This is a genomic window from Streptococcus sp. DFI.7.26 (assembly GCF_022240605.1).
GTDB classification, from domain to species: Bacteria; Bacillota; Bacilli; order Lactobacillales; family Streptococcaceae; genus Streptococcus; species Streptococcus xiaochunlingii.
In genome coordinates, this window is record NZ_JAKOGN010000008.1 from 17,333 (window position 1) to 35,546 (window position 18,214).

17 protein-coding genes are annotated in these 18,214 nt (G+C 44.7%); 15 read left to right on the top strand and 2 right to left on the bottom strand.

The window, feature by feature from the left end; all coding sequences use genetic code 11:
• Position 1: 1 nt before the first annotated feature.
• Complete coding sequence (gene purH, locus L0M85_RS07220) at positions 2–1,549, top strand: bifunctional phosphoribosylaminoimidazolecarboxamide formyltransferase/IMP cyclohydrolase (protein ID WP_048789405.1); 1,548 nt, start codon at positions 2–4, stop codon at positions 1,547–1,549.
• Positions 1,550–1,603: 54 nt separating this feature from the next.
• On the opposite strand, the gene L0M85_RS07225 is transcribed toward purH, so the two are convergent.
• A complete protein-coding gene (locus tag L0M85_RS07225; protein WP_048687873.1) occupies positions 1,604–2,617 on the bottom strand; it encodes a GBS Bsp-like repeat-containing protein in 1,014 nt (337 codons plus the stop codon).
• A 185-nt stretch (positions 2,618–2,802) separates the two neighbouring features.
• Between L0M85_RS07225 and purD the strand changes: the two genes are divergently transcribed.
• From purD to purB, 6 genes are all read left to right on the top strand, one after another.
• Positions 2,803–4,065: a phosphoribosylamine--glycine ligase gene (gene purD / locus L0M85_RS07230; RefSeq protein WP_238656751.1), complete on the top strand. Its 1,263-nt coding sequence runs from the start codon at positions 2,803–2,805 to the stop codon at positions 4,063–4,065.
• Positions 4,066–4,289: 224 nt separating this feature from the next.
• Positions 4,290–4,778 carry a 5-(carboxyamino)imidazole ribonucleotide mutase gene (gene purE, locus L0M85_RS07235; RefSeq protein WP_238656752.1) on the top strand — a complete coding sequence of 163 codons (489 nt, stop codon included), beginning with the start codon at positions 4,290–4,292 and terminating at the stop codon, positions 4,776–4,778.
• A complete protein-coding gene (gene purK / locus L0M85_RS07240) occupies positions 4,765–5,844 on the top strand; it encodes a 5-(carboxyamino)imidazole ribonucleotide synthase (RefSeq protein WP_238656753.1) in 1,080 nt (359 codons plus the stop codon). Before purE ends, purK begins: the two co-directional genes overlap by 14 nt.
• Before the next feature lie 120 nt (positions 5,845–5,964).
• A complete protein-coding gene (locus tag L0M85_RS07245) occupies positions 5,965–6,915 on the top strand; it encodes a 2-dehydropantoate 2-reductase N-terminal domain-containing protein (protein ID WP_048789410.1) in 951 nt (316 codons plus the stop codon).
• Between the two features lie 8 nt (positions 6,916–6,923).
• The gene (locus L0M85_RS07250) at positions 6,924–7,148 is read left to right on the top strand and encodes a hypothetical protein (RefSeq protein WP_048687864.1); all 225 of its coding nucleotides are present in this window, start codon (positions 6,924–6,926) and stop codon (positions 7,146–7,148) included.
• A 163-nt stretch (positions 7,149–7,311) separates the two neighbouring features.
• Positions 7,312–8,610, top strand: a complete 1,299-nt coding sequence (gene purB / locus L0M85_RS07255) for an adenylosuccinate lyase (RefSeq protein WP_048789411.1) — start codon at positions 7,312–7,314, stop codon at positions 8,608–8,610.
• Positions 8,611–8,996: 386 nt separating this feature from the next.
• Here purB and L0M85_RS07260 read toward each other — a convergent pair whose 3' ends face one another.
• Positions 8,997–9,713, bottom strand: a complete 717-nt coding sequence (locus L0M85_RS07260; protein ID WP_006595289.1) for a GntR family transcriptional regulator — start codon at positions 9,711–9,713, stop codon at positions 8,997–8,999.
• A 131-nt stretch (positions 9,714–9,844) separates the two neighbouring features.
• Between L0M85_RS07260 and L0M85_RS07265 the strand changes: the two genes are divergently transcribed.
• The 8 genes from L0M85_RS07265 to ruvB all read left to right on the top strand — a co-directional run bounded on the left by L0M85_RS07265 (position 9,845) and on the right by ruvB (position 18,210).
• Positions 9,845–11,632: a beta-galactosidase family protein gene (locus L0M85_RS07265; RefSeq protein WP_048788705.1), complete on the top strand. Its 1,788-nt coding sequence runs from the start codon at positions 9,845–9,847 to the stop codon at positions 11,630–11,632.
• A complete protein-coding gene (locus tag L0M85_RS07270; protein WP_048788704.1) occupies positions 11,629–12,105 on the top strand; it encodes a PTS system mannose/fructose/N-acetylgalactosamine-transporter subunit IIB in 477 nt (158 codons plus the stop codon). The genes L0M85_RS07265 and L0M85_RS07270 overlap by 4 nt, the downstream gene beginning before the upstream one ends.
• 39 nt (positions 12,106–12,144) lie before the next feature.
• Positions 12,145–13,059 carry a PTS mannose/fructose/sorbose/N-acetylgalactosamine transporter subunit IIC gene (locus L0M85_RS07275; RefSeq protein ID WP_006595286.1) on the top strand — a complete coding sequence of 305 codons (915 nt, stop codon included), beginning with the start codon at positions 12,145–12,147 and terminating at the stop codon, positions 13,057–13,059.
• Positions 13,046–13,864, top strand: a complete 819-nt coding sequence (locus tag L0M85_RS07280) for a PTS system mannose/fructose/sorbose family transporter subunit IID (RefSeq protein ID WP_006595285.1) — start codon at positions 13,046–13,048, stop codon at positions 13,862–13,864. The genes L0M85_RS07275 and L0M85_RS07280 overlap by 14 nt, the downstream gene beginning before the upstream one ends.
• 11 nt (positions 13,865–13,875) lie before the next feature.
• Entirely contained in the window at positions 13,876–14,280 is a 405-nt protein-coding gene (locus tag L0M85_RS07285) for a PTS sugar transporter subunit IIA (RefSeq protein ID WP_006595284.1), read from the top strand.
• A gap of 97 nt (positions 14,281–14,377) precedes the next feature.
• Positions 14,378–15,541, top strand: a complete 1,164-nt coding sequence (locus L0M85_RS07290; protein ID WP_048788703.1) for an SIS domain-containing protein — start codon at positions 14,378–14,380, stop codon at positions 15,539–15,541.
• 27 nt (positions 15,542–15,568) lie between these two features.
• Positions 15,569–16,609 (top strand): aldose epimerase family protein, encoded by a 1,041-nt coding sequence (locus tag L0M85_RS07295; protein ID WP_048788702.1) that lies wholly within the window; start codon positions 15,569–15,571, stop codon positions 16,607–16,609.
• A gap of 602 nt (positions 16,610–17,211) precedes the next feature.
• The gene (gene ruvB, locus L0M85_RS07300) at positions 17,212–18,210 is read left to right on the top strand and encodes a Holliday junction branch migration DNA helicase RuvB (protein WP_082161844.1); all 999 of its coding nucleotides are present in this window, start codon (positions 17,212–17,214) and stop codon (positions 18,208–18,210) included.
• Positions 18,211–18,214 lie beyond the last annotated feature (4 nt).

Sequence of the window (18,214 nt, forward strand, 5' to 3'; positions counted from 1 at the left end):
AATGACTAAACGCGCACTAATTAGTGTTTCAGATAAAGCGGGCATTGTTGAATTTGCCCAAGAACTCAAGAAACTTGGTTGGGACATCATCTCAACTGGTGGTACTAAAGTTGCCCTTGATAATGCTGGTGTTAATACCATTGCTATCGATGATGTGACTGGTTTCCCAGAAATGATGGATGGTCGTGTCAAGACTCTCCACCCAAATATCCATGGCGGTCTCCTCGCTCGTCGTGACCTCGATAGCCACCTAGAGGCTGCTAAGGACAACAAGATTGAGTTGATCGACCTTGTGGTGGTCAACCTTTACCCATTTAAGGAAACCATCCTCAAACCAGACGTGACTTACGCTGATGCAGTTGAAAACATCGATATCGGTGGTCCATCCATGCTTCGTTCAGCAGCGAAGAACCACGCTAGCGTCACAGTCGTGGTAGACCCTACTGACTATGCTGTTGTGCTTGACGAATTGGCAGCAAATGGCGAAACCTCTTATGAAACTCGCCAACGTTTGGCAGCAAAAGTATTCCGCCACACAGCAGCCTATGATGCTTTGATCGCAGAATACTTCACTGCTCAAGTGGGTGAAGAAAAACCTGAAAAACTTACTTTGACTTATGATCTCAAGCAAGCCATGCGTTACGGGGAAAACCCTCAACAAGACGCAGACTTCTACCAAAAGGCCTTGCCAACGGATTATTCGATTGCATCCGCGAAACAGCTCAACGGGAAAGAATTGTCCTTCAATAATATCCGCGATGCGGATGCTGCGATTCGGATCATCCGTGATTTCAAAGACCGTCCAACCGTTGTGGCTTTGAAACATATGAACCCATGTGGGATTGGTCAAGCTGATGATATTGAAACTGCTTGGGACTACGCTTATGAGTCTGACCCAGTATCCATCTTCGGTGGAATCGTCGTTCTCAACCGTGAGGTAGACGCTACGACGGCTCAAAAAATGCATGGAGTCTTCCTTGAAATCATCATTGCACCAAGCTACACAGATGAAGCGCTTGAAATCTTGACAACTAAGAAGAAAAACTTGCGGATTCTTGCGTTGCCGTTTGATGCTCAAGATGCTAGCGAAGTGGAAGCAGAATACACTGGTGTTGTTGGTGGTCTCCTCGTTCAAAATCAAGACGTTGTCAAAGAAAGTCCAGCTGACTGGCAAGTAGTGACCAAACGCCAACCAACGGAGACAGAAGCGACAGCTCTTGAGTTTGCTTGGAAGGCTATCAAGTACGTCAAATCAAATGGGATCATCGTGACCAACGACCACATGACACTTGGTGTTGGCCCTGGTCAAACCAACCGTGTGGCATCTGTCCGCATCGCTATTGACCAAGCTAAAGACCGCCTTGACGGTGCTGTCCTTGCTTCAGATGCCTTCTTCCCATTTGCGGATAACGTAGAAGAAATCGCTAAGGCAGGAATTAAGGCTATCATCCAACCGGGTGGATCAGTCCGTGACCAAGAGTCAATCGAAGCGGCTGATAAATATGGTTTGACCATGATCTTTACAGGTGTTCGTCACTTCAGACATTAATCTAAAAAGGCACTCATCGATTGATGAGCGCCTTTTGTTCTGGTTAGGAATTCCTTAATTTGGATAGATATAGCTGACTGTTCCCCAGACAACATTCGTGGGGTCAAACCAGCCACGGAAATTGTTGATGGTCCGATTTCCATTGTAATTAGCTTCTTTTACTTGGATTTTTTGATCATGTTCGACCTCCGTCACGACTGCAACGTGGCCATAGCCTCCATTATCCCAACAGGCGATAGCACCGACCTCTGGGGTATTTCCTGTCCGGAAGCCCGCAGCGCGTGCACTAGCTGCCCACATGCCACCGTTTCCCCACCAGTTTTGTGACCAAGGAGCTAGCTCTTTTGCCGCCCAGGTACATTCGCCGACGGGATAGTAATTATCCGGTTGAGTGACCAGTGGAGCAGGTTTGACCCGCTCGACCTGAAATTCAGTGGCAAGCAGGCCTTTTAAGTGCCCCTTGTCTTTTTGGTAGACGTGGAGATGAAAGGTTCCTTTCCCTGTATGTTTCTCGGCATTGAAGGATAATTGGTAGCGACCAGGTGCCGTTCTTTTTGCGGGATACCAGATCAAGTCGTCTTGGCCATCTTGTTCAGACCAGATGGGAAAGAAGACCTCCTCCACATCTTCAAAAAGCTGGAGTTGGATCTCAAATAGCTGTGCAGTGCTAGGTCGGACTGTAATCTTGGGTTGGGAAGAAGTCAGATCTTTTTCTTCAATGATTGTCTGTAGAGGAAACAGTCCTTCAATATTTCCGTTAGAATGGATCCCGTAGACATGGATGTGATAAAGTCCTGCTTGATCCAAATGATTAGTCAGAGGTACTTGCAAATCAAACCCATTTTCTCCTCGTTGGACAGGATACCAAATGAGGTCGTCCTGGCCATTTTGCTCGGACCAAATGGGGACGCTAACGCTTTGGAAGCGATCTGGAATGGTCCCGAGGTGGACAACTAATTGTCCTTTTTCCTTGTAGATATAATTGACGTTTTGGTCTGCTCTTGCAACTTGTGAAGCTCCTGCCCAGAAAAGACAAGCTGCCAAGAGTAGTTTCTTTATTCTCTGCATAAAACTCCTTTTTTAAAAAATATTAGAGGTCTCAATTATAATATTCGTAAAAAGGAGCAGAAATTTAAAAAATAATGAAAAAAGTTTGTTTTCTAATGAAAATCATCGGATATTCCTTGAAATATTAGAATAAAACGAACGATTATGATATAATTTAATAAAATAATTCGCAAAAGAGGTTCGAGATGAAACTTTTGGTTGTTGGATCTGGCGGTCGTGAGCATGCGATTGCCAAGAAATTGTTGGAGTCTAAAGACGTTGAGCAGGTTTTTGTGGCTCCTGGTAATGACGGGATGCGATTAGATGGTCTGGATTTGATCAATATCGGAATTTCCGAACATTCTAAGCTGATTGACTTCGCAAAAGTCAATGAGATTGCTTGGACCTTTATCGGTCCAGATGATGCCCTTGCGGCTGGAATCGTGGATGACTTCAATGCAGCTGGACTCAAAGCCTTTGGTCCGACTAAGGCTGCGGCTGAGCTGGAGTGGTCTAAGGATTTTGCCAAGGAAATCATGGTCAAATACGACGTTCCGACAGCAGCCTATGGGACCTTTTCAGATTTCGAGGAAGCCAAGGCCTATATCGAAGAAAAAGGCGCTCCAATCGTAGTCAAGGCAGACGGTTTGGCCCTTGGGAAAGGTGTCGTCGTTGCTGAAACGGTTGAGCAAGCAGTCGAAGCTGCTCATGAGATGCTTTTGGACAATAAATTCGGTGACTCAGGTGCGCGTGTGGTTATCGAGGAGTTTCTTGCAGGAGAGGAATTTTCACTTTTTGCCTTTGTCAATGGTGACAAGTTCTACATCATGCCAACAGCTCAGGACCACAAACGTGCCTATGATGGCGACAAGGGGCCTAACACTGGTGGGATGGGGGCCTATGCGCCAGTTCCACACTTGTCACAGAGCGTGGTTGACACAGCGGTTGACACCATTGTCAAGCCAGTCCTCGAAGGCATGATTAAAGAAGATCGTCCTTATCTTGGTGTACTTTATGCCGGTCTTATCTTGACAGCTGATGGGCCCAAAGTCATCGAGTTCAACGCTCGTTTTGGAGATCCTGAAACGCAAATCATCTTGTCTCGTTTGACATCTGACTTTGCACAAAATATTACGGATATCCTCGATGGCACGGAGCCAGCTATTACTTGGACGGATAAGGGTGTGACACTAGGTGTGGTTGTAGCATCAAACGGCTACCCACTCGCTTATGAGAAAGGTGTCAAGCTTCCTACCAAGACAGAAGGCGACATCATCACTTACTATGCTGGTGCTAAATTCTCTGAAAACGATCAAGACCTCCTCTCAAACGGAGGACGTGTTTACATGTTGGTCACAACAGCAGACACCGTCAAAGACGGCCAAAACATTATCTACAACCAACTTAACAAACAAAACACAGAGGGCCTCTTTTACCGAACAGATATCGGAAGTAAGGCGATTCGATAAAGATATAAGAAAAAGCGACGCAATCGCCAAACACGATAATGGTCGTTTAATTTGCGAGCATTAGCGAGCTAGTATAGGATAATCGTCACAGTAGTGGAACTCCTAGTAGCAAAGCTACTAGGAGCGGAAAACTGGAGACTCAGGCTCCAGTTTTAGTAATGGAACGCCCTAGGCGGTCGCTTACGTCCGCACTACATTAGACGATTATCAAAAAAGGAGAAGAAATGAAACCAGTAATTTCCATTATCATGGGCTCAAAATCCGACTGGGCAACCATGCAAAAAACAGCAGAAGTCCTCGACAACTTCGCTGTTGCTTATGAAAAGAAAGTTGTCTCTGCCCACCGTACACCGGACCTCATGTTCAAACATGCCGAAGAAGCACGTAGCCGTGGCATCAAGGTCATCATCGCTGGTGCTGGTGGCGCAGCCCATTTGCCAGGTATGGTAGCAGCCAAAACAACCCTTCCTGTCATCGGTGTACCCGTCAAATCACGTGCTCTTAGCGGTGTGGATTCACTTTATTCAATCGTTCAAATGCCAGGTGGTGTGCCAGTTGCAACTATGGCTATCGGTGAAGCAGGGGCGACAAATGCGGCTCTCTTTGCCCTCCGCCTCCTATCAGTAGAGGATCAGGCTATCGCGACAGCTTTGGAAGATTATGCAGAAGAACAAGGAAAAATCGCAGAGGAGTCGACAAATGAGCTCATCTAAAACAATCGGAATTATCGGTGGCGGTCAGCTGGGTCAGATGATGGCCATTTCTGCTATCTACATGGGGCACAAGGTCATCGCGCTGGATCCTGCAGCGGATTGCCCAGCCTCTCGCGTGGCGGAAATTATCGTGGCGGCTTATAATGATGTGGACGCCCTTCGTCAGTTGGCTGAGCGATGTGATGTCCTGACCTATGAGTTTGAAAATGTCGATGCTGACGGCCTTGATGCGGTTATCAAAGAAGGGCAGCTTCCACAAGGGACTGACCTACTTCGCATCTCCCAAAACCGGATTTTTGAGAAGGAATTCCTTTCAAACAAGGCCAAAGTCACCGTTGCACCCTACAAGGTCGTGACTTCTAGCCAAGACTTGGTAGATATCGACTTGTCGAAAAGCTATGTCCTCAAGACTGCGACTGGTGGCTACGATGGCCATGGTCAGAAGGTTATTCGTTCGGCAGAAGATTTGGCAGAAGCCAATGCACTAGCTGATTCAGCAGACTGTGTTTTAGAAGAATTTGTCAACTTTGACCTTGAAATTTCTGTCATCGTATCTGGCAACGGCAAGGATGTGACGGTTTTCCCAGTTCAGGAAAATATCCACCGTAACAATATCCTGTCTAAGACCATCGTGCCAGCTCGCATTTCAGAAAGTCTGGCTGAAAAAGCCAAAGCTATGGCAGTACGAATTGCAGAACAACTGAACTTGTCTGGAACCCTTTGCGTGGAAATGTTTGCAACAGCTGATGACATCATCGTCAATGAAATTGCCCCACGTCCACATAACTCAGGGCACTACTCTATTGAAGCCTGCGATTTCTCCCAGTTTGATACCCATATTTTAGGTGTTCTGGGAGCACCATTGCCAGCTATCCAGCTACATGCTCCAGCTGTCATGCTTAATGTTCTCGGCCAGCATGTCGAGGCCGCTGAAAAATATATCACAGAAAATCCAAGCGCCCATCTCCACATGTATGGTAAAATAGAAGCGAAGCACAACCGCAAGATGGGACACGTGACTTTGTTTAGTGATGTGCCAGATGAGGTTGAGGAGTTTGGGGAGTAAGACAGGACCCCAGCAATAAGGTCCGTCGTCTTACCCCTGCAAGGTTGACTAGGCTTGTCGCAGGTGAAAAATCGACAAGAGAAGCCAGACAACTACTGCTGGAAAGGAATTGATTTTTAAGTGAAAATAGCGATTCTAGGACTTGGAGTCATCGGGACCACTTATGCCTACGCCTTTCAAAAAGCAGGCCATCAAGTAGAGCACGTACTGAGAGATAGTAAGAAAAGCACTGCTCCGAAGGAATTGTCGGTTGATCTACTAGATGGTCGCTATCATTCCAAGGGTGAGAACAAACACGATACCTATGAGGTTCGTGTGGCAGAAGCTGATTCGGAATATGATTTTATTTTTCTGAGTGTGCGTCATGGGCTTGTCAAAGAGGCTGTGGAGACCTTGCTAAAAAATAATATCAAAGGCACCCTTGTTTTCTTCTGTAATTTTTGGGATACTCGAAAAGAGGTCCAAGAGTGGGCAGGAGATTATGACTATATTTTAGCTTTTCCAACAGCTGGAGGTCACATGCAGGAGGACCATTTGGATGGTGTCTTGTTCGACCATTTAATGCTAGAAGGTGAGCAAAAAGCACAGATTTCTAACTATGCTGATCTGACAACTTTACTGACTTCTGCAGATTTGAAGTGGGAAGTGCCTCATGATATGGTCGAGTGGATTTGGATTCACATGGCGATTAACGCAGGTGTTACTTCGACAGCCGCACGTTCGGGAAATCTGGAAAATCCAGAAGAATTGGCTTTGAACTTGATGAATAGTTCTTCGGAATTATCATTAGCCATCAAGGCCATTCGAGAGGCTTTGAAAGTTGTAGAAGCGCGTGGCGTGAATTTGAAGCTTTATAAAGCCGAGCTCTTGCCATACAAAATCCCTGCTTGGATAGCCGGAAAAGCCATGAAAATCATGTTTGCGAAAAATGAGCTGACTCGAAAAATTATGACCTTACACAATGATAAACAGGATATCTTCTATTGTTGTCAAAGTGTCTATCAGACTGGTCAGGAGTTAGGTGTGAAGATGCCTATTCTGGAAGCAAATATGAAGGGAATTTCGATTTAGGAGGTTTTATGATTCAACTCATCGTCAACGCATTTGTTGAAAAAGATAAGACTGGAGCAGTCGTCGAAGTCTTGTATGCTAGTAGTGATCATGAAAAAGTGAAAGCTAAGTATGAAGAGCTAGTTACACAATATCCTGAAAACTATTTAGCCATCTATGATCTACCGTTAGATACGGATTTGAATACACTGGATCATTATCCATCAGTGTGGATTGGGAAAGAAGAATTTTAATAAAACGACTTTTGTTCGTTAAACGGATGTTTCACGCCGTGGGGAAAGCGTAAGCGACGGAAATCTTGAGACTAGAGGCTCAAGATTTAGTCATGAGATTCCGGAGGAAGCTGCTGACGTCCGCCCCACATAAGTGAAACATCAAAAGAAAGGAAAATTAAACATGATTGATAGATATAGTCGCCCAGAAATGGCGAATATTTGGACTGAAGAAAATAAATACCGTGCTTGGCTTGAGGTGGAAATCTTGGCTGACGAAGCTTGGGCTGAATTGGGAGAAATCCCTAAGGAAGATGTGGCTTTGATTCGTGAAAAAGCAGACTTTGACATCGACCGTATTTTGGAAATCGAGCAGGAGACTCGCCACGATGTGGTTGCCTTCACACGTGCGGTTTCTGAAACGCTTGGTGAAGAGCGCAAGTGGGTCCACTATGGGTTGACTTCTACCGACGTGGTGGATACGGCCTATGGTTACCTCTACAAACAAGCCAACGATATCATCCGTAAGGATCTTGAAAACTTCCTTAACATCATCGCTGACAAAGCGAAAGAACACAAGTTCACTATCATGATGGGTCGTACCCACGGGGTGCACGCTGAGCCGACAACTTTTGGTTTGAAATTGGCAACTTGGTACAGCGAAATGAAACGGAACATCGAACGTTTCGAGCATGCGGCTGCTGGTGTGGAAGCTGGTAAGATTTCGGGTGCGGTTGGTAACTTTGCCAACATCCCACCATTCGTTGAAAAATACGTCTGTGATAAGCTTGGTATCCGTGCTCAAGAAATCTCGACACAGGTCCTTCCTCGTGACCTTCACGCTGAGTACTTTGCAGTTCTCGCTAGCATCGCAACATCGATCGAGCGTATGGCGACTGAAATCCGTGGTCTTCAAAAATCTGAACAACGTGAAGTAGAAGAGTTCTTTGCCAAAGGTCAAAAAGGATCTTCAGCAATGCCTCACAAACGCAATCCAATCGGTTCTGAAAACATGACAGGTCTTGCACGTGTGATCCGTGGTCACATGGTCACAGCTTATGAAAACGTAGCCCTTTGGCACGAACGCGATATCTCTCACTCATCAGCTGAGCGGATCATCGCACCAGATACAACCATCTTGATCGACTACATGCTCAACCGTTTCGGAAACATCGTTAAGAACTTGACAGTCTTCCCTGAAAACATGATCCGCAACATGAACTCTACATTTGGTTTGATCTTCAGCCAACGTGCGATGTTGACTTTGATTGAAAAAGGTATGACACGTGAGCAAGCTTACGACCTTGTTCAACCAAAGACAGCTCAATCATGGGATAACCAAGTAGATTTCAAACCACTTCTTGAAGCAGATCCAGAAGTGACATCACGTCTTACTCAAGAAGAAATCGATGAAATCTTCAACCCAACTTACTACACTAAACGGGTGGATGAAATCTTCGAACGCATCGGTTTAGGTGACTAAGCCCCTCATAAATTTGATAAAAAAAGAGGCTGGGACAAAAGTCCTAGCCTCTTAATTGTTTTTGGATTGTCGAGCAAGACGCAGTGGTTGAGTGGGCTCTACTACGCTGATTTCATCAGCTTTTACAGCCCTACTCAACTGTGCGGAGGTGGGACGACGAAATCGAATTCTAACGAATTACCGATTTCTGTCCCACTCTCTTTTTCTTTGCCGATATTAGGTGCTCTAGACACGGAATTTATCATAATAAATTTTGACTGATTAAACTATTTATAGGAAGTCTATCACTAATTATAGATTATTCGTTTTACATGTTTTAGGAACTATTTTTTCATGCTATAATTTGTATCATAAAAGTCTGAGGCCAAACCCCAGACTTTGAATGATCAATGATCACGATCACAAGAGATAAATTTGATTTTATAGTAGTCGCCGCGTTTATAGGTTTCGCTATATTCGAGAATTTGACCGGTCGCTTCCAATTTTGTCGTCTTCACTTGACGAACAGTTGGGAAGTTTTCATCGATATTCAACACAGAAGCGATTTTGCTTGGTGTTGGAAATACAATATCATTGATTTCTTCAAAGTGTTCATCATTCATATGGATATGATAATCTTCTTTAAAGCGATCATAAATCGAACTATAGTAATCTAAGCTCGGATAATTTGGGTTAATATATTGCTCTGGGACATAAGTCTGGTGGTAGATATAAGTATCTTCACCAATATGACGGGTCCGATCAATCTTATAATAGAATTGAGTTGGAGCAAGTCCTAGTTTATCCAAGATGTTCAGTGCGTTGCCACGCTTGATAGAGAGAACTTTTACGGTCGCTTTTTGGATAGGGAAGGTTTCAACGTCTGAAAACTCAACCAGCTTGTGTTTTCTAGCGCGCGAAACAAAGGTTCCTTTTCCTTGTTGGCGGACGATGTATCCATCACTAGCCAAATCGTTCAAAGCACGAACAACAGTAATCGAGCTAACATTATAAATCTTAATCAACTCGGCTTCTGTGTAAAATTTATCTCCATTTTCAAATTTACCTGAGATAATTTGTTGCTTCAAATCATCTTTGATGTGTTGGTATTTTGGGATTGCCATGTACTTCACCTCTTTTTTCGATATCTCTTGTTAATATTATTTTAACATATTTTTTTGAAAGTGGTTGACATTTTTTCGTTAATATATTATATTAATAAATGAAAAGGGTTTCTTAGAAGGAGGTTCTCAGTATGGGGGCATTTGAAATCCGTGAAGATTTTTATTTAAATGATCAACCTTTTAAGATTTTATCTGGTGCAATTCATTATTTTCGGATCGATCGTGAGGATTGGTATCATTCCTTATATAACCTAAAAGCTCTAGGTTTCAATACTGTTGAAACCTATGTTCCATGGAATGCTCATGAGCCGCAAAGAGGCCATTTTCACTTTGAAGGGAATTTGGACCTGGAGCACTTTATCCAAGTGGCTCAAGAGTTGGATCTGTATGTGATCCTCCGTCCATCACCGTTTATTTGTTCGGAGTGGGAATTTGGGGGCTTGCCAGCCTGGTTAATCGAAGAAGACCTTCGGATTCGTTCATCAGATTCGGCCTTTCTCGAGGAAGTGGCTCGCTATTACGACGAACTCCTGCCACGTGTGGCCAAGTACCAATTGGATCGTGGGGGCAATATCCTCATGATGCAGGTAGAAAATGAATACGGCTCTTACGGCGAAGACAAAGCCTATCTTCGGGCGATCAGAGATCTAATGATCGAGCGGGACATTACCTGTCCACTCTTTACTTCTGATGGACCTTGGAGGGCGACTCTTCGAGCAGGGACTTTGATTGAGGATGGACTCTTTGTAACCGGTAATTTTGGTTCGCGAGCAAATTACAATTTCTCTCAGATGAAAGAGTTCTTTGCGGAGCATGACAAAAAGTGGCCACTCATGTGTATGGAATTTTGGGATGGCTGGTTCAATCGTTGGAAAGAACCCATCATCAAGCGAGATCCAGAAGAGTTGGCAGAAGCAGTCCATGAGGTCTTACAAGAAGGCTCTATCAATCTCTACATGTTTCATGGTGGGACCAACTTCGGATTTATGAACGGTTGCTCAGCGCGAGGGACCGTGGATTTACCTCAAGTAACATCTTATGACTATGACGCTCTCTTAGATGAGCAGGGCAACCCGACTCCTAAGTACGATGCAGTCAAAAAGATGATGAAGACCTACTATCCAGAGTATCCACAGTCAGAACCACTTGTGAAGTCGAGTTTATCTGAACGAACATTGGAGTTGACCCAAAAGACTAGTTTGTTCGGCAATTTAAACGAGATTGCTCAAGTCACAGAAAGTCTTTACCCACAGACCATGGAAGAAATCGACCACCCATTAGGCTATCTGCTCTATGAGACAGAAGTGGAAATGGATGCGGAAGAAGAGCGCTTGCGTATCATCGATGCGCGTGATCGGGTGCAGGTTTATGCCAATGATCAGTTGATTGCCACTCAATACCAAGAAGAAATCGGTCAAGATCTTTTTTTAAACGGAGAAAAGAAAACGATTACAAACCTAAAATTCTTGATCGAAAACATGGGAAGAGTCAATTATGGGCACAAACTCTTAGCGGACACCCAACGAAAAGGAATCCGAACAGGAGTTTGTATCGATCTTCATTTCAAGCTTCATTGGAAACAATATGCGCTTGATTTTAGCCAGCTGGATCGCTTGGATTTTTCGAAAGAATGGCAAGAAGGTCAACCAGCTTTTTATCAATTTGCTTTTCATCTAGATCAGGTTGAGGATACCTTCCTTGATATGACTGGATTTGGAAAAGGGATCGTTCTTGTAAATGGCCACCATATCGGTCGTTTCTGGGAAGTCGGTCCAACACTCTCCCTCTACATCCCTCATGGTTTTCTCAAAGATGGGGAAAATGAGATCCTCGTCTTTGAGACAGAGGGCACTTGGAAGGAGACCTTAAAACTTGTTTCACAACCTACATTCAAAGAAGTAAAGGGGGAAAACTTATGACTATTGTAGGATGCCGTATCGATGGACGTTTGATCCACGGGCAGGTAGCCAACCTATGGACTACCAAACTTAATATTTCACGTATCATGGTGATCGATGATGAAGTCGCTCAAAATGATATCGAAAAAAGTGGCTTGAAATTAGCGACACCACCTGGTGTTAAGCTTAGTATCTTGCCAGTGGCAAAGGCTGCAGAAAATATCTTGGCTGGAAAATATGACAGCCAACGTCTCTTCATCGTAGCCCGCAAGCCAGACCGCTTCCTTGGTTTGGTAGAAGCAGGTGTACCACTTGAAACCTTAAACGTAGGGAACATGTCTCAATCAGATGAGACTCGTCCGATTACTCGTTCGATCAACGTAGTGGATGCCGATGTGGAAGCTTTCCACAAGCTAGCTGAAAAAGGAGTTAAGTTAACTGCTCAAATGGTTCCAAATGATCCAGTTGAAGACTTCTTGAAGTTGCTCAAATAGTTTATAAATAAAAAAGAAAAATTTTAGGAGGAAATTGTCATGATACAATGGTGGCAAATTTTACTACTTACTTTGTACTCAGCTTATCAAATCTGTGATGAGTTGACGATTGTTTCATCAGCAGGATCACCAGTCTTTGCTGGTTTCATTACTGGACTTGTCATGGGAGATTTAAAGACAGGTCTCTTTATCGGAGCTTCTCTTCAATTGACAGTACTCGGTGTTGGTACTTTTGGTGGAGCTTCTCGTATTGACGCGACTTCTGGTGCCGTTCTTGCGACTGCCTTCTCAGTAGCACAAGGGATTGATGCAGAGCTTGCTATTGCTACAATCGCTGTGCCGGTAGCAACTTTGTTGACCTACTTTGATATTCTTGGTCGTATGACTACAACTTACTTCGCTCACCGTGTAGATGCTGCAATCGACCGCTTTGACTACAAAGGTATCGAACGCAACTACCTTCTTGGAGCGATTCCTTGGGCTCTTTCTCGAGCTCTCCCAGTTTTCTTCGCTCTTGCTTTTGGTGGAGCTTTCGTAGAAACTGTTGTTACAGGTCTTGCTAATGTACAATGGTTGGCAAACGGTCTGAAACTTGCGGGTCAAATGCTTCCAGGTCTTGGATTTGCGATCTTGCTTCGCTACCTTCCTGTTCGTCGTAACCTTCACTACTTAGCACTTGGCTTTGGCTTAACAGCAATGTTGACAGTGCTTTATAGCAATGTTCAAAGTGTTGGTAACGCCGTTTCAGCAATGCTTGGAACAGATGCTTTTGCAAAACTTCCAAAAGAACAAATGGTTGCCTTCACAAACAACTTCAAATCTGTATCTATGATTGGTATTGCCATTATCGGTATCTTCCTTGCAGTACAACACTTCAAAAACAGCCAACGTACAGTTGTAGCTGCTCCAGTAACTGAATCAGAAAGCGGGGAAATTGAAGATGACGAATTCTAATTACAAACTAACAAAAGAAGATTTTAAACAAATCAACAAACGTAGCCTCTTCACCTTCCAATTGGGTTGGAACTATGAGCGGATGCAGGCTTCTGGTTACCTTTATATGCTTTTACCTCAGTTGCGTAAAATGTATGGTGATGGCACTCCAGAATTGAAAGAAATGATGAAATTGCATACGCAATTCTTCAATACTTCACCATTCTTCCACACTATTATCACTGGTTTTGATTTGGCCTTGGAAGAAAAAGATGGTGTGAAATCGAAAGATGCGGTTAACGGGATCAAGACAGGTCTCATGGGACCATTTGCCCCTCTTGGAGACTCAATCTTTGGATCATTGGTGCCAGCTATTATGGGTTCAATTGCAGCAACTTTGGCTGTTGCAGGAAACCCAGCCGGTATCTTATTGTGGATCGCTGTGGCAGTTGCTTATGACATTTTCCGTTGGAAACAATTGGAATTTGCCTATAAAGAAGGGGTTAACCTCATCAACAACATGCAAAGTACCTTGACAGCTTTGATCGATGCAGCTGCCGTTCTGGGTATCTTCATGGTTGGTGCCTTGATTGCCAGCATGATTGGTGTTGAAGTTTCTTGGACTCCACACATTGGGGACAAAGCGATTGAAATTCAAGATATGCTCAACCTTATCTTCCCACGTTTGGTACCAGCTATCATCACAGGTGTAATCTACTGGTTGCTTGGACGAAAGGGTATGAACTCTACAAAAGCTATCTTGCTCATCATCCTTGCAGCAATCGCATTCTCAGCATTTGGCCACTTCTTCTTTGGAATGGCATAATGGAGTAAGGTATGGCAAAACACCTAGTATTGGTCAGTCATGGTCGCTTCTGTGAAGAGCTCAAGGCCAGCACAGAAATGATTATGGGACCACAAGACAACATTCATGCCGTGGCCCTCTTGCCAGAGGAAGGTCCTGAGGAGTTTACAGCCAAGTTTGAAGCCTGTGTTGCAGACTTTGAGGACTACATCGTCTTTGCGGATCTTTTGGGAGGCACTCCTTGTAATACGGTTAGCCGTCTGATTCTTGAAGGGCGCGCCATTGACCTCTATGCAGGGATGAACTTGCCAATGGTAATTGAATTTATTAATAACAGCCTGGTCGGAGGAGAAGAAGCTTATCCAGCGCGTGCACAAGAAAGCATCGTGAAGGTTAATGATCTCTTATCCAACTTTGATGACGACGAGGATGAGTAAAATACGATAGCGAAAACCGCTTGAACATTCGGAATGGGGCTGGGACAATTGTCTCGGCCTCTTACCGCTTATAAGGCGGGTAGAAAAGAGGAGAAGCATGCTAGATTATACAAAAGAAGAACTGCTGGAACTGGGGGCTGAAATTACGACACGCGAAATTTACCAGCAACCGGAAGTTTGGAAAGAGACCTATCGTCTCTATCAAGAGAAAGCAAAAGAAATCCAAGAGTTTTTGGAGGCTATTGGGAAGCGTCATGGCTACATCAAGGTCATCTTGACAGGGGCAGGGACCTCAGCCTATGTGGGGGATACTTTGGTTCCGTATTTGCAGGAAGTGCACGATGAACGTCACTGGAATTTCCAATCCATTGCGACGACAGATATCGTGGCGCATCCACAAACCTATCTCAAAAAAGAAGTACCAACTGTCTTGGTTTCCTTTGCACGAAGTGGCAACTCCCCAGAAAGTGTCGCAACCGTGCAGCTGGCCCAAGACTTGGTCAATGAACTCTATCAAATCACCATTACCTGTGCGGAAGAAGGGAAGCTGGCTCAGCAGGCTCACGGAGATGAGCGCAATCTCTTGCTCTTACAGCCGAAAGAAACCAACGACGCCGGCTTTGCCATGACCTCCAGCTTTACCTCTATGCTCTTGACAGCCCTCTTGGTCTTTGATCCAAGTGAGGAAGCAATCAAGGCAAAACGAGTAGAAGAATTGATTCACCTGTCAGAACAGGTCTTGGAAAAAGATCGCGAGGTTAAGGAAGTTGTAGACTTAGACTTCGAGCGCGTCATCTATTTGGGGGCAGGACCTTTCTTTGGGCTCGCTCATGAAGCTCAGCTAAAGATTTTGGAATTGACTGCCGGTAAAATCGCGACCATGTACGAGAGTCCTGTCGGCTTCCGTCACGGTCCGAAATCCCTCATCAATGATCAGACTCTCGTCTTGGTATTTGGATCGATTGCCCCTTATACACGCCAGTACGATCTAGATTTGGTTGGAGAAGTAGCCGGAGATCAGATTGCCCGTCAGGTCGTCCTCTTGACGGACCAAGCTGCAGGCATTGAGCATGTACGAGAAATTTTGGTAGCATCTTCAGCCGATTCACTGGATATCTACCGTGCCTTCCCATACATTATCTATGGTCAATTGATTTCTCTCTTGACTTCGCTCAAGGTTCAAAATCGTCCAGACACGCCATCACCAACCGGTACCGTCAATCGGGTTGTACAAGGAGTGGTGATTCACCCTTTTCACTAGAATGAATGATCTTGGAGGAGACAACTTGTGAAACACTATCAAAAATATCTATTTGGTCAACTGGACGGCCAAGACGTAGAAGCTTATCGCCTCGAAAATGACTTAGGTTATCAATTGTCTGTCATGACCTATGGGGCGACGATCTTAGAGTATGTGACACCAGACAAGCATGATCAATTCGCTAATATTGTATTGGGCTTTGACAATTTTGATGCCTATGTCGGCAATAGCCCCAAGTATGGAGCTAGCATTGGCCCAGTCGCGGGCCGGATTGCGGAGGCAAGTTTTGAGCTCAATGGTCAAACCTATCACTTAGAAGCCAATAATGGTGCCAACTGCAACCACAGTGGACCGACTGGCTGGGACAGCGCCTTGTTTAGCGTGGAATCCGTGACAGACCAAGAAATCACCCTGTACACAGAGCGTGCGGATGGTACCGGCGGTTTCCCTGGAAATCTCAAGATCTGGGTGACCTATGGCTTGACGGAAGCAGGGGAGTTGGAAATCAGCTATCGAGTAGAAACGGACCAAGATACTCTAGTTAATCCGACCAACCACAGCTATTTCAACCTATCAGGAAACTTCACTCAGCCGATTAATGACCATGTCTTTCAGATCAACCATCAAGGGCTTTACCCTATCCATCCCGACGGTGTCCCTCTTCACACTGTGGACAAAGAAAGTCCGGTTGTTCAGCATCTCTACCAAGCTATGCTCTTAGAGGATCTCTTTAAGGATTCTGATCCGCAAATCCGCCTGGTAGAAGGCTTGGACCATCCATTTGCTCTTCCAGAAGGGCATGAGAATGCAGGCTTCTTCTATCATCAGCCGTCTGGACGCTTTTTGACCTTCAAGTCAGAAGCTCCCGCCTTGGTGGTGTATTCTGCTAACTTTGTGGATGAAACGGTTTATCTGGAAGGCAAACCAATGGTTCAACACAATGGCTTGGCTCTAGAATTCCAAATCGTACCAGATGCCATTCATAGCGACCAAGCTGAAAAGGTTATCTTGAGAGCGGGTCAAATCTTCACCAGCAAGACCAGCTACCATGCCATTGCTAAGAAATAGATAAGAAAGAGAGGGTGACAAACAAGGATGTGAAATCTTTGCTTGGAACCTCCTCTTTTTTTGAAAAAAATTTAAAAAATGACTATAAGGAAACTTTAAGCTTCCCGTCGTATACTAATACCATCATCAAAGACCTCCTAACTTTGAATGATAAAACTCCTAAAACTTTTTCATAATAATCTCCCTATAAGAGCCACCAAAACCGGTGGCTTTTTTTCTGGGAGTGAGACAGAACAATTTTTTAAAATTGTTCGTTGTCTCACCCCCGCACAGTTGATTAGGTAATCTTTGGAGCTATAAGAGCGAACAAAGATACCAATCAACCACTGCGTTATGTAATTATTACTAAACCTATTTCATCTAACCAAGCCTGATAGGGACGTAGACGAGTTTAGGTACGTTGACGCAGTTTGAGCGGAGCGAAAACTACGTTCCTTATTCTTTACGAGTATTAGCGAGTTTAGGTACATTCCTTAAAAAGAAACAAGGTAGTTTAAGAGGGGAATCGATTCCCAACACCCAACAATCAATAATTAGTGACATATTGAATAGAATATGATTTTAAATCATCAGAGGCATCATTTTTTGCTATAATAGACTGTATGAGTAGAATTTTAGACAATGAGATCATGGGCGATGAAGAGGCTGTTGAACGGACGCTGCGCCCGCAATATTTACATGAATATATCGGTCAAGATAAGGTCAAGGACCAGTTAAAAATCTTTATCGAGGCAGCCAAGCTTCGGGATGAGGCGCTGGATCATATCCTTCTTTTTGGTCCTCCGGGACTAGGGAAGACTACGATGGCTTTTGTTATTGCCAATGAACTGGGCGTCAATCTAAAGCAGACTTCCGGTCCTGTCATTGAAAAGGCTGGTGATTTGGTAGCTATCCTCAATGATCTAGAGCCAGGCGATGTTCTCTTTATTGATGAAATCCACCGTCTTCCTATGTCAGTCGAAGAAGTACTATACAGTGCCATGGAAGATTTTTACATCGACATCATGATTGGTGCTGGCGAGACCAGCCGGAGTGTCCATCTGGATCTTCCTCCCTTTACCTTGATTGGTGCGACGACTCGAGCTGGGATGCTGTCCAATCCCTTGCGCGCTCGCTTTGGAATTACCGGTCATATGGAATACTACGAGCAAGATGATCTGACAGAGATAGTCGAGCGGACCGCCGAGATTTTTGAGATGGAGATTACTCACGAGGCTGCCGAGGAGCTTTCTCTTCGTAGTCGGGGGACTCCTCGGATTGCCAACCGTTTGCTGAAGCGGGTGCGTGATTTTGCTCAGATTATGGGTGATGGCTTGATTGATGACACCATTACTGACAAGGCCCTCTCTATGCTAGATGTGGACCATGAAGGACTGGACTATGTCGATCAAAAGATCCTGAGGACCATGATTGAGATGTACGGTGGCGGCCCGGTTGGCCTTGGGACTCTATCGGTTAATATTGCCGAAGAGCGAGAGACCGTAGAAGATATGTATGAGCCTTACTTGATTCAGAAAGGCTTTATCATGCGGACCCGGACAGGGCGCGTGGCGACCCGCAAGGCTTATGAACACCTGGGTTATCCCTACAATGGAGACTAGAAGA

What these genes read in the sequence shown, in the direction of transcription:
- L0M85_RS07290 (WP_048788703.1), top strand. Translation starts at nt 14,378, where the DNA reads ATGCTAGATTATACAAAAGAAGAACTGCTGGAACTGGGGGCTGAAATT.
- L0M85_RS07260 (WP_006595289.1), bottom strand. Translation starts at nt 9,713, where the DNA reads ATGGCAATCCCAAAATACCAACACATCAAAGATGATTTGAAGCAACAA.
- purH (WP_048789405.1), top strand. Translation starts at nt 2, where the DNA reads ATGACTAAACGCGCACTAATTAGTGTTTCAGATAAAGCGGGCATTGTT.
- L0M85_RS07270 (WP_048788704.1), top strand. Translation starts at nt 11,629, where the DNA reads ATGACTATTGTAGGATGCCGTATCGATGGACGTTTGATCCACGGGCAG.
- purK (WP_238656753.1), top strand. Translation starts at nt 4,765, where the DNA reads ATGAGCTCATCTAAAACAATCGGAATTATCGGTGGCGGTCAGCTGGGT.
- purB (WP_048789411.1), top strand. Translation starts at nt 7,312, where the DNA reads ATGATTGATAGATATAGTCGCCCAGAAATGGCGAATATTTGGACTGAA.
- purE (WP_238656752.1), top strand. Translation starts at nt 4,290, where the DNA reads ATGAAACCAGTAATTTCCATTATCATGGGCTCAAAATCCGACTGGGCA.
- L0M85_RS07280 (WP_006595285.1), top strand. Translation starts at nt 13,046, where the DNA reads ATGACGAATTCTAATTACAAACTAACAAAAGAAGATTTTAAACAAATC.
- L0M85_RS07275 (WP_006595286.1), top strand. Translation starts at nt 12,145, where the DNA reads ATGATACAATGGTGGCAAATTTTACTACTTACTTTGTACTCAGCTTAT.
- L0M85_RS07225 (WP_048687873.1), bottom strand. Translation starts at nt 2,617, where the DNA reads ATGCAGAGAATAAAGAAACTACTCTTGGCAGCTTGTCTTTTCTGGGCA.
- L0M85_RS07285 (WP_006595284.1), top strand. Translation starts at nt 13,876, where the DNA reads ATGGCAAAACACCTAGTATTGGTCAGTCATGGTCGCTTCTGTGAAGAG.
- ruvB (WP_082161844.1), top strand. Translation starts at nt 17,212, where the DNA reads ATGAGTAGAATTTTAGACAATGAGATCATGGGCGATGAAGAGGCTGTT.
- L0M85_RS07265 (WP_048788705.1), top strand. Translation starts at nt 9,845, where the DNA reads ATGGGGGCATTTGAAATCCGTGAAGATTTTTATTTAAATGATCAACCT.
- purD (WP_238656751.1), top strand. Translation starts at nt 2,803, where the DNA reads ATGAAACTTTTGGTTGTTGGATCTGGCGGTCGTGAGCATGCGATTGCC.
- L0M85_RS07250 (WP_048687864.1), top strand. Translation starts at nt 6,924, where the DNA reads ATGATTCAACTCATCGTCAACGCATTTGTTGAAAAAGATAAGACTGGA.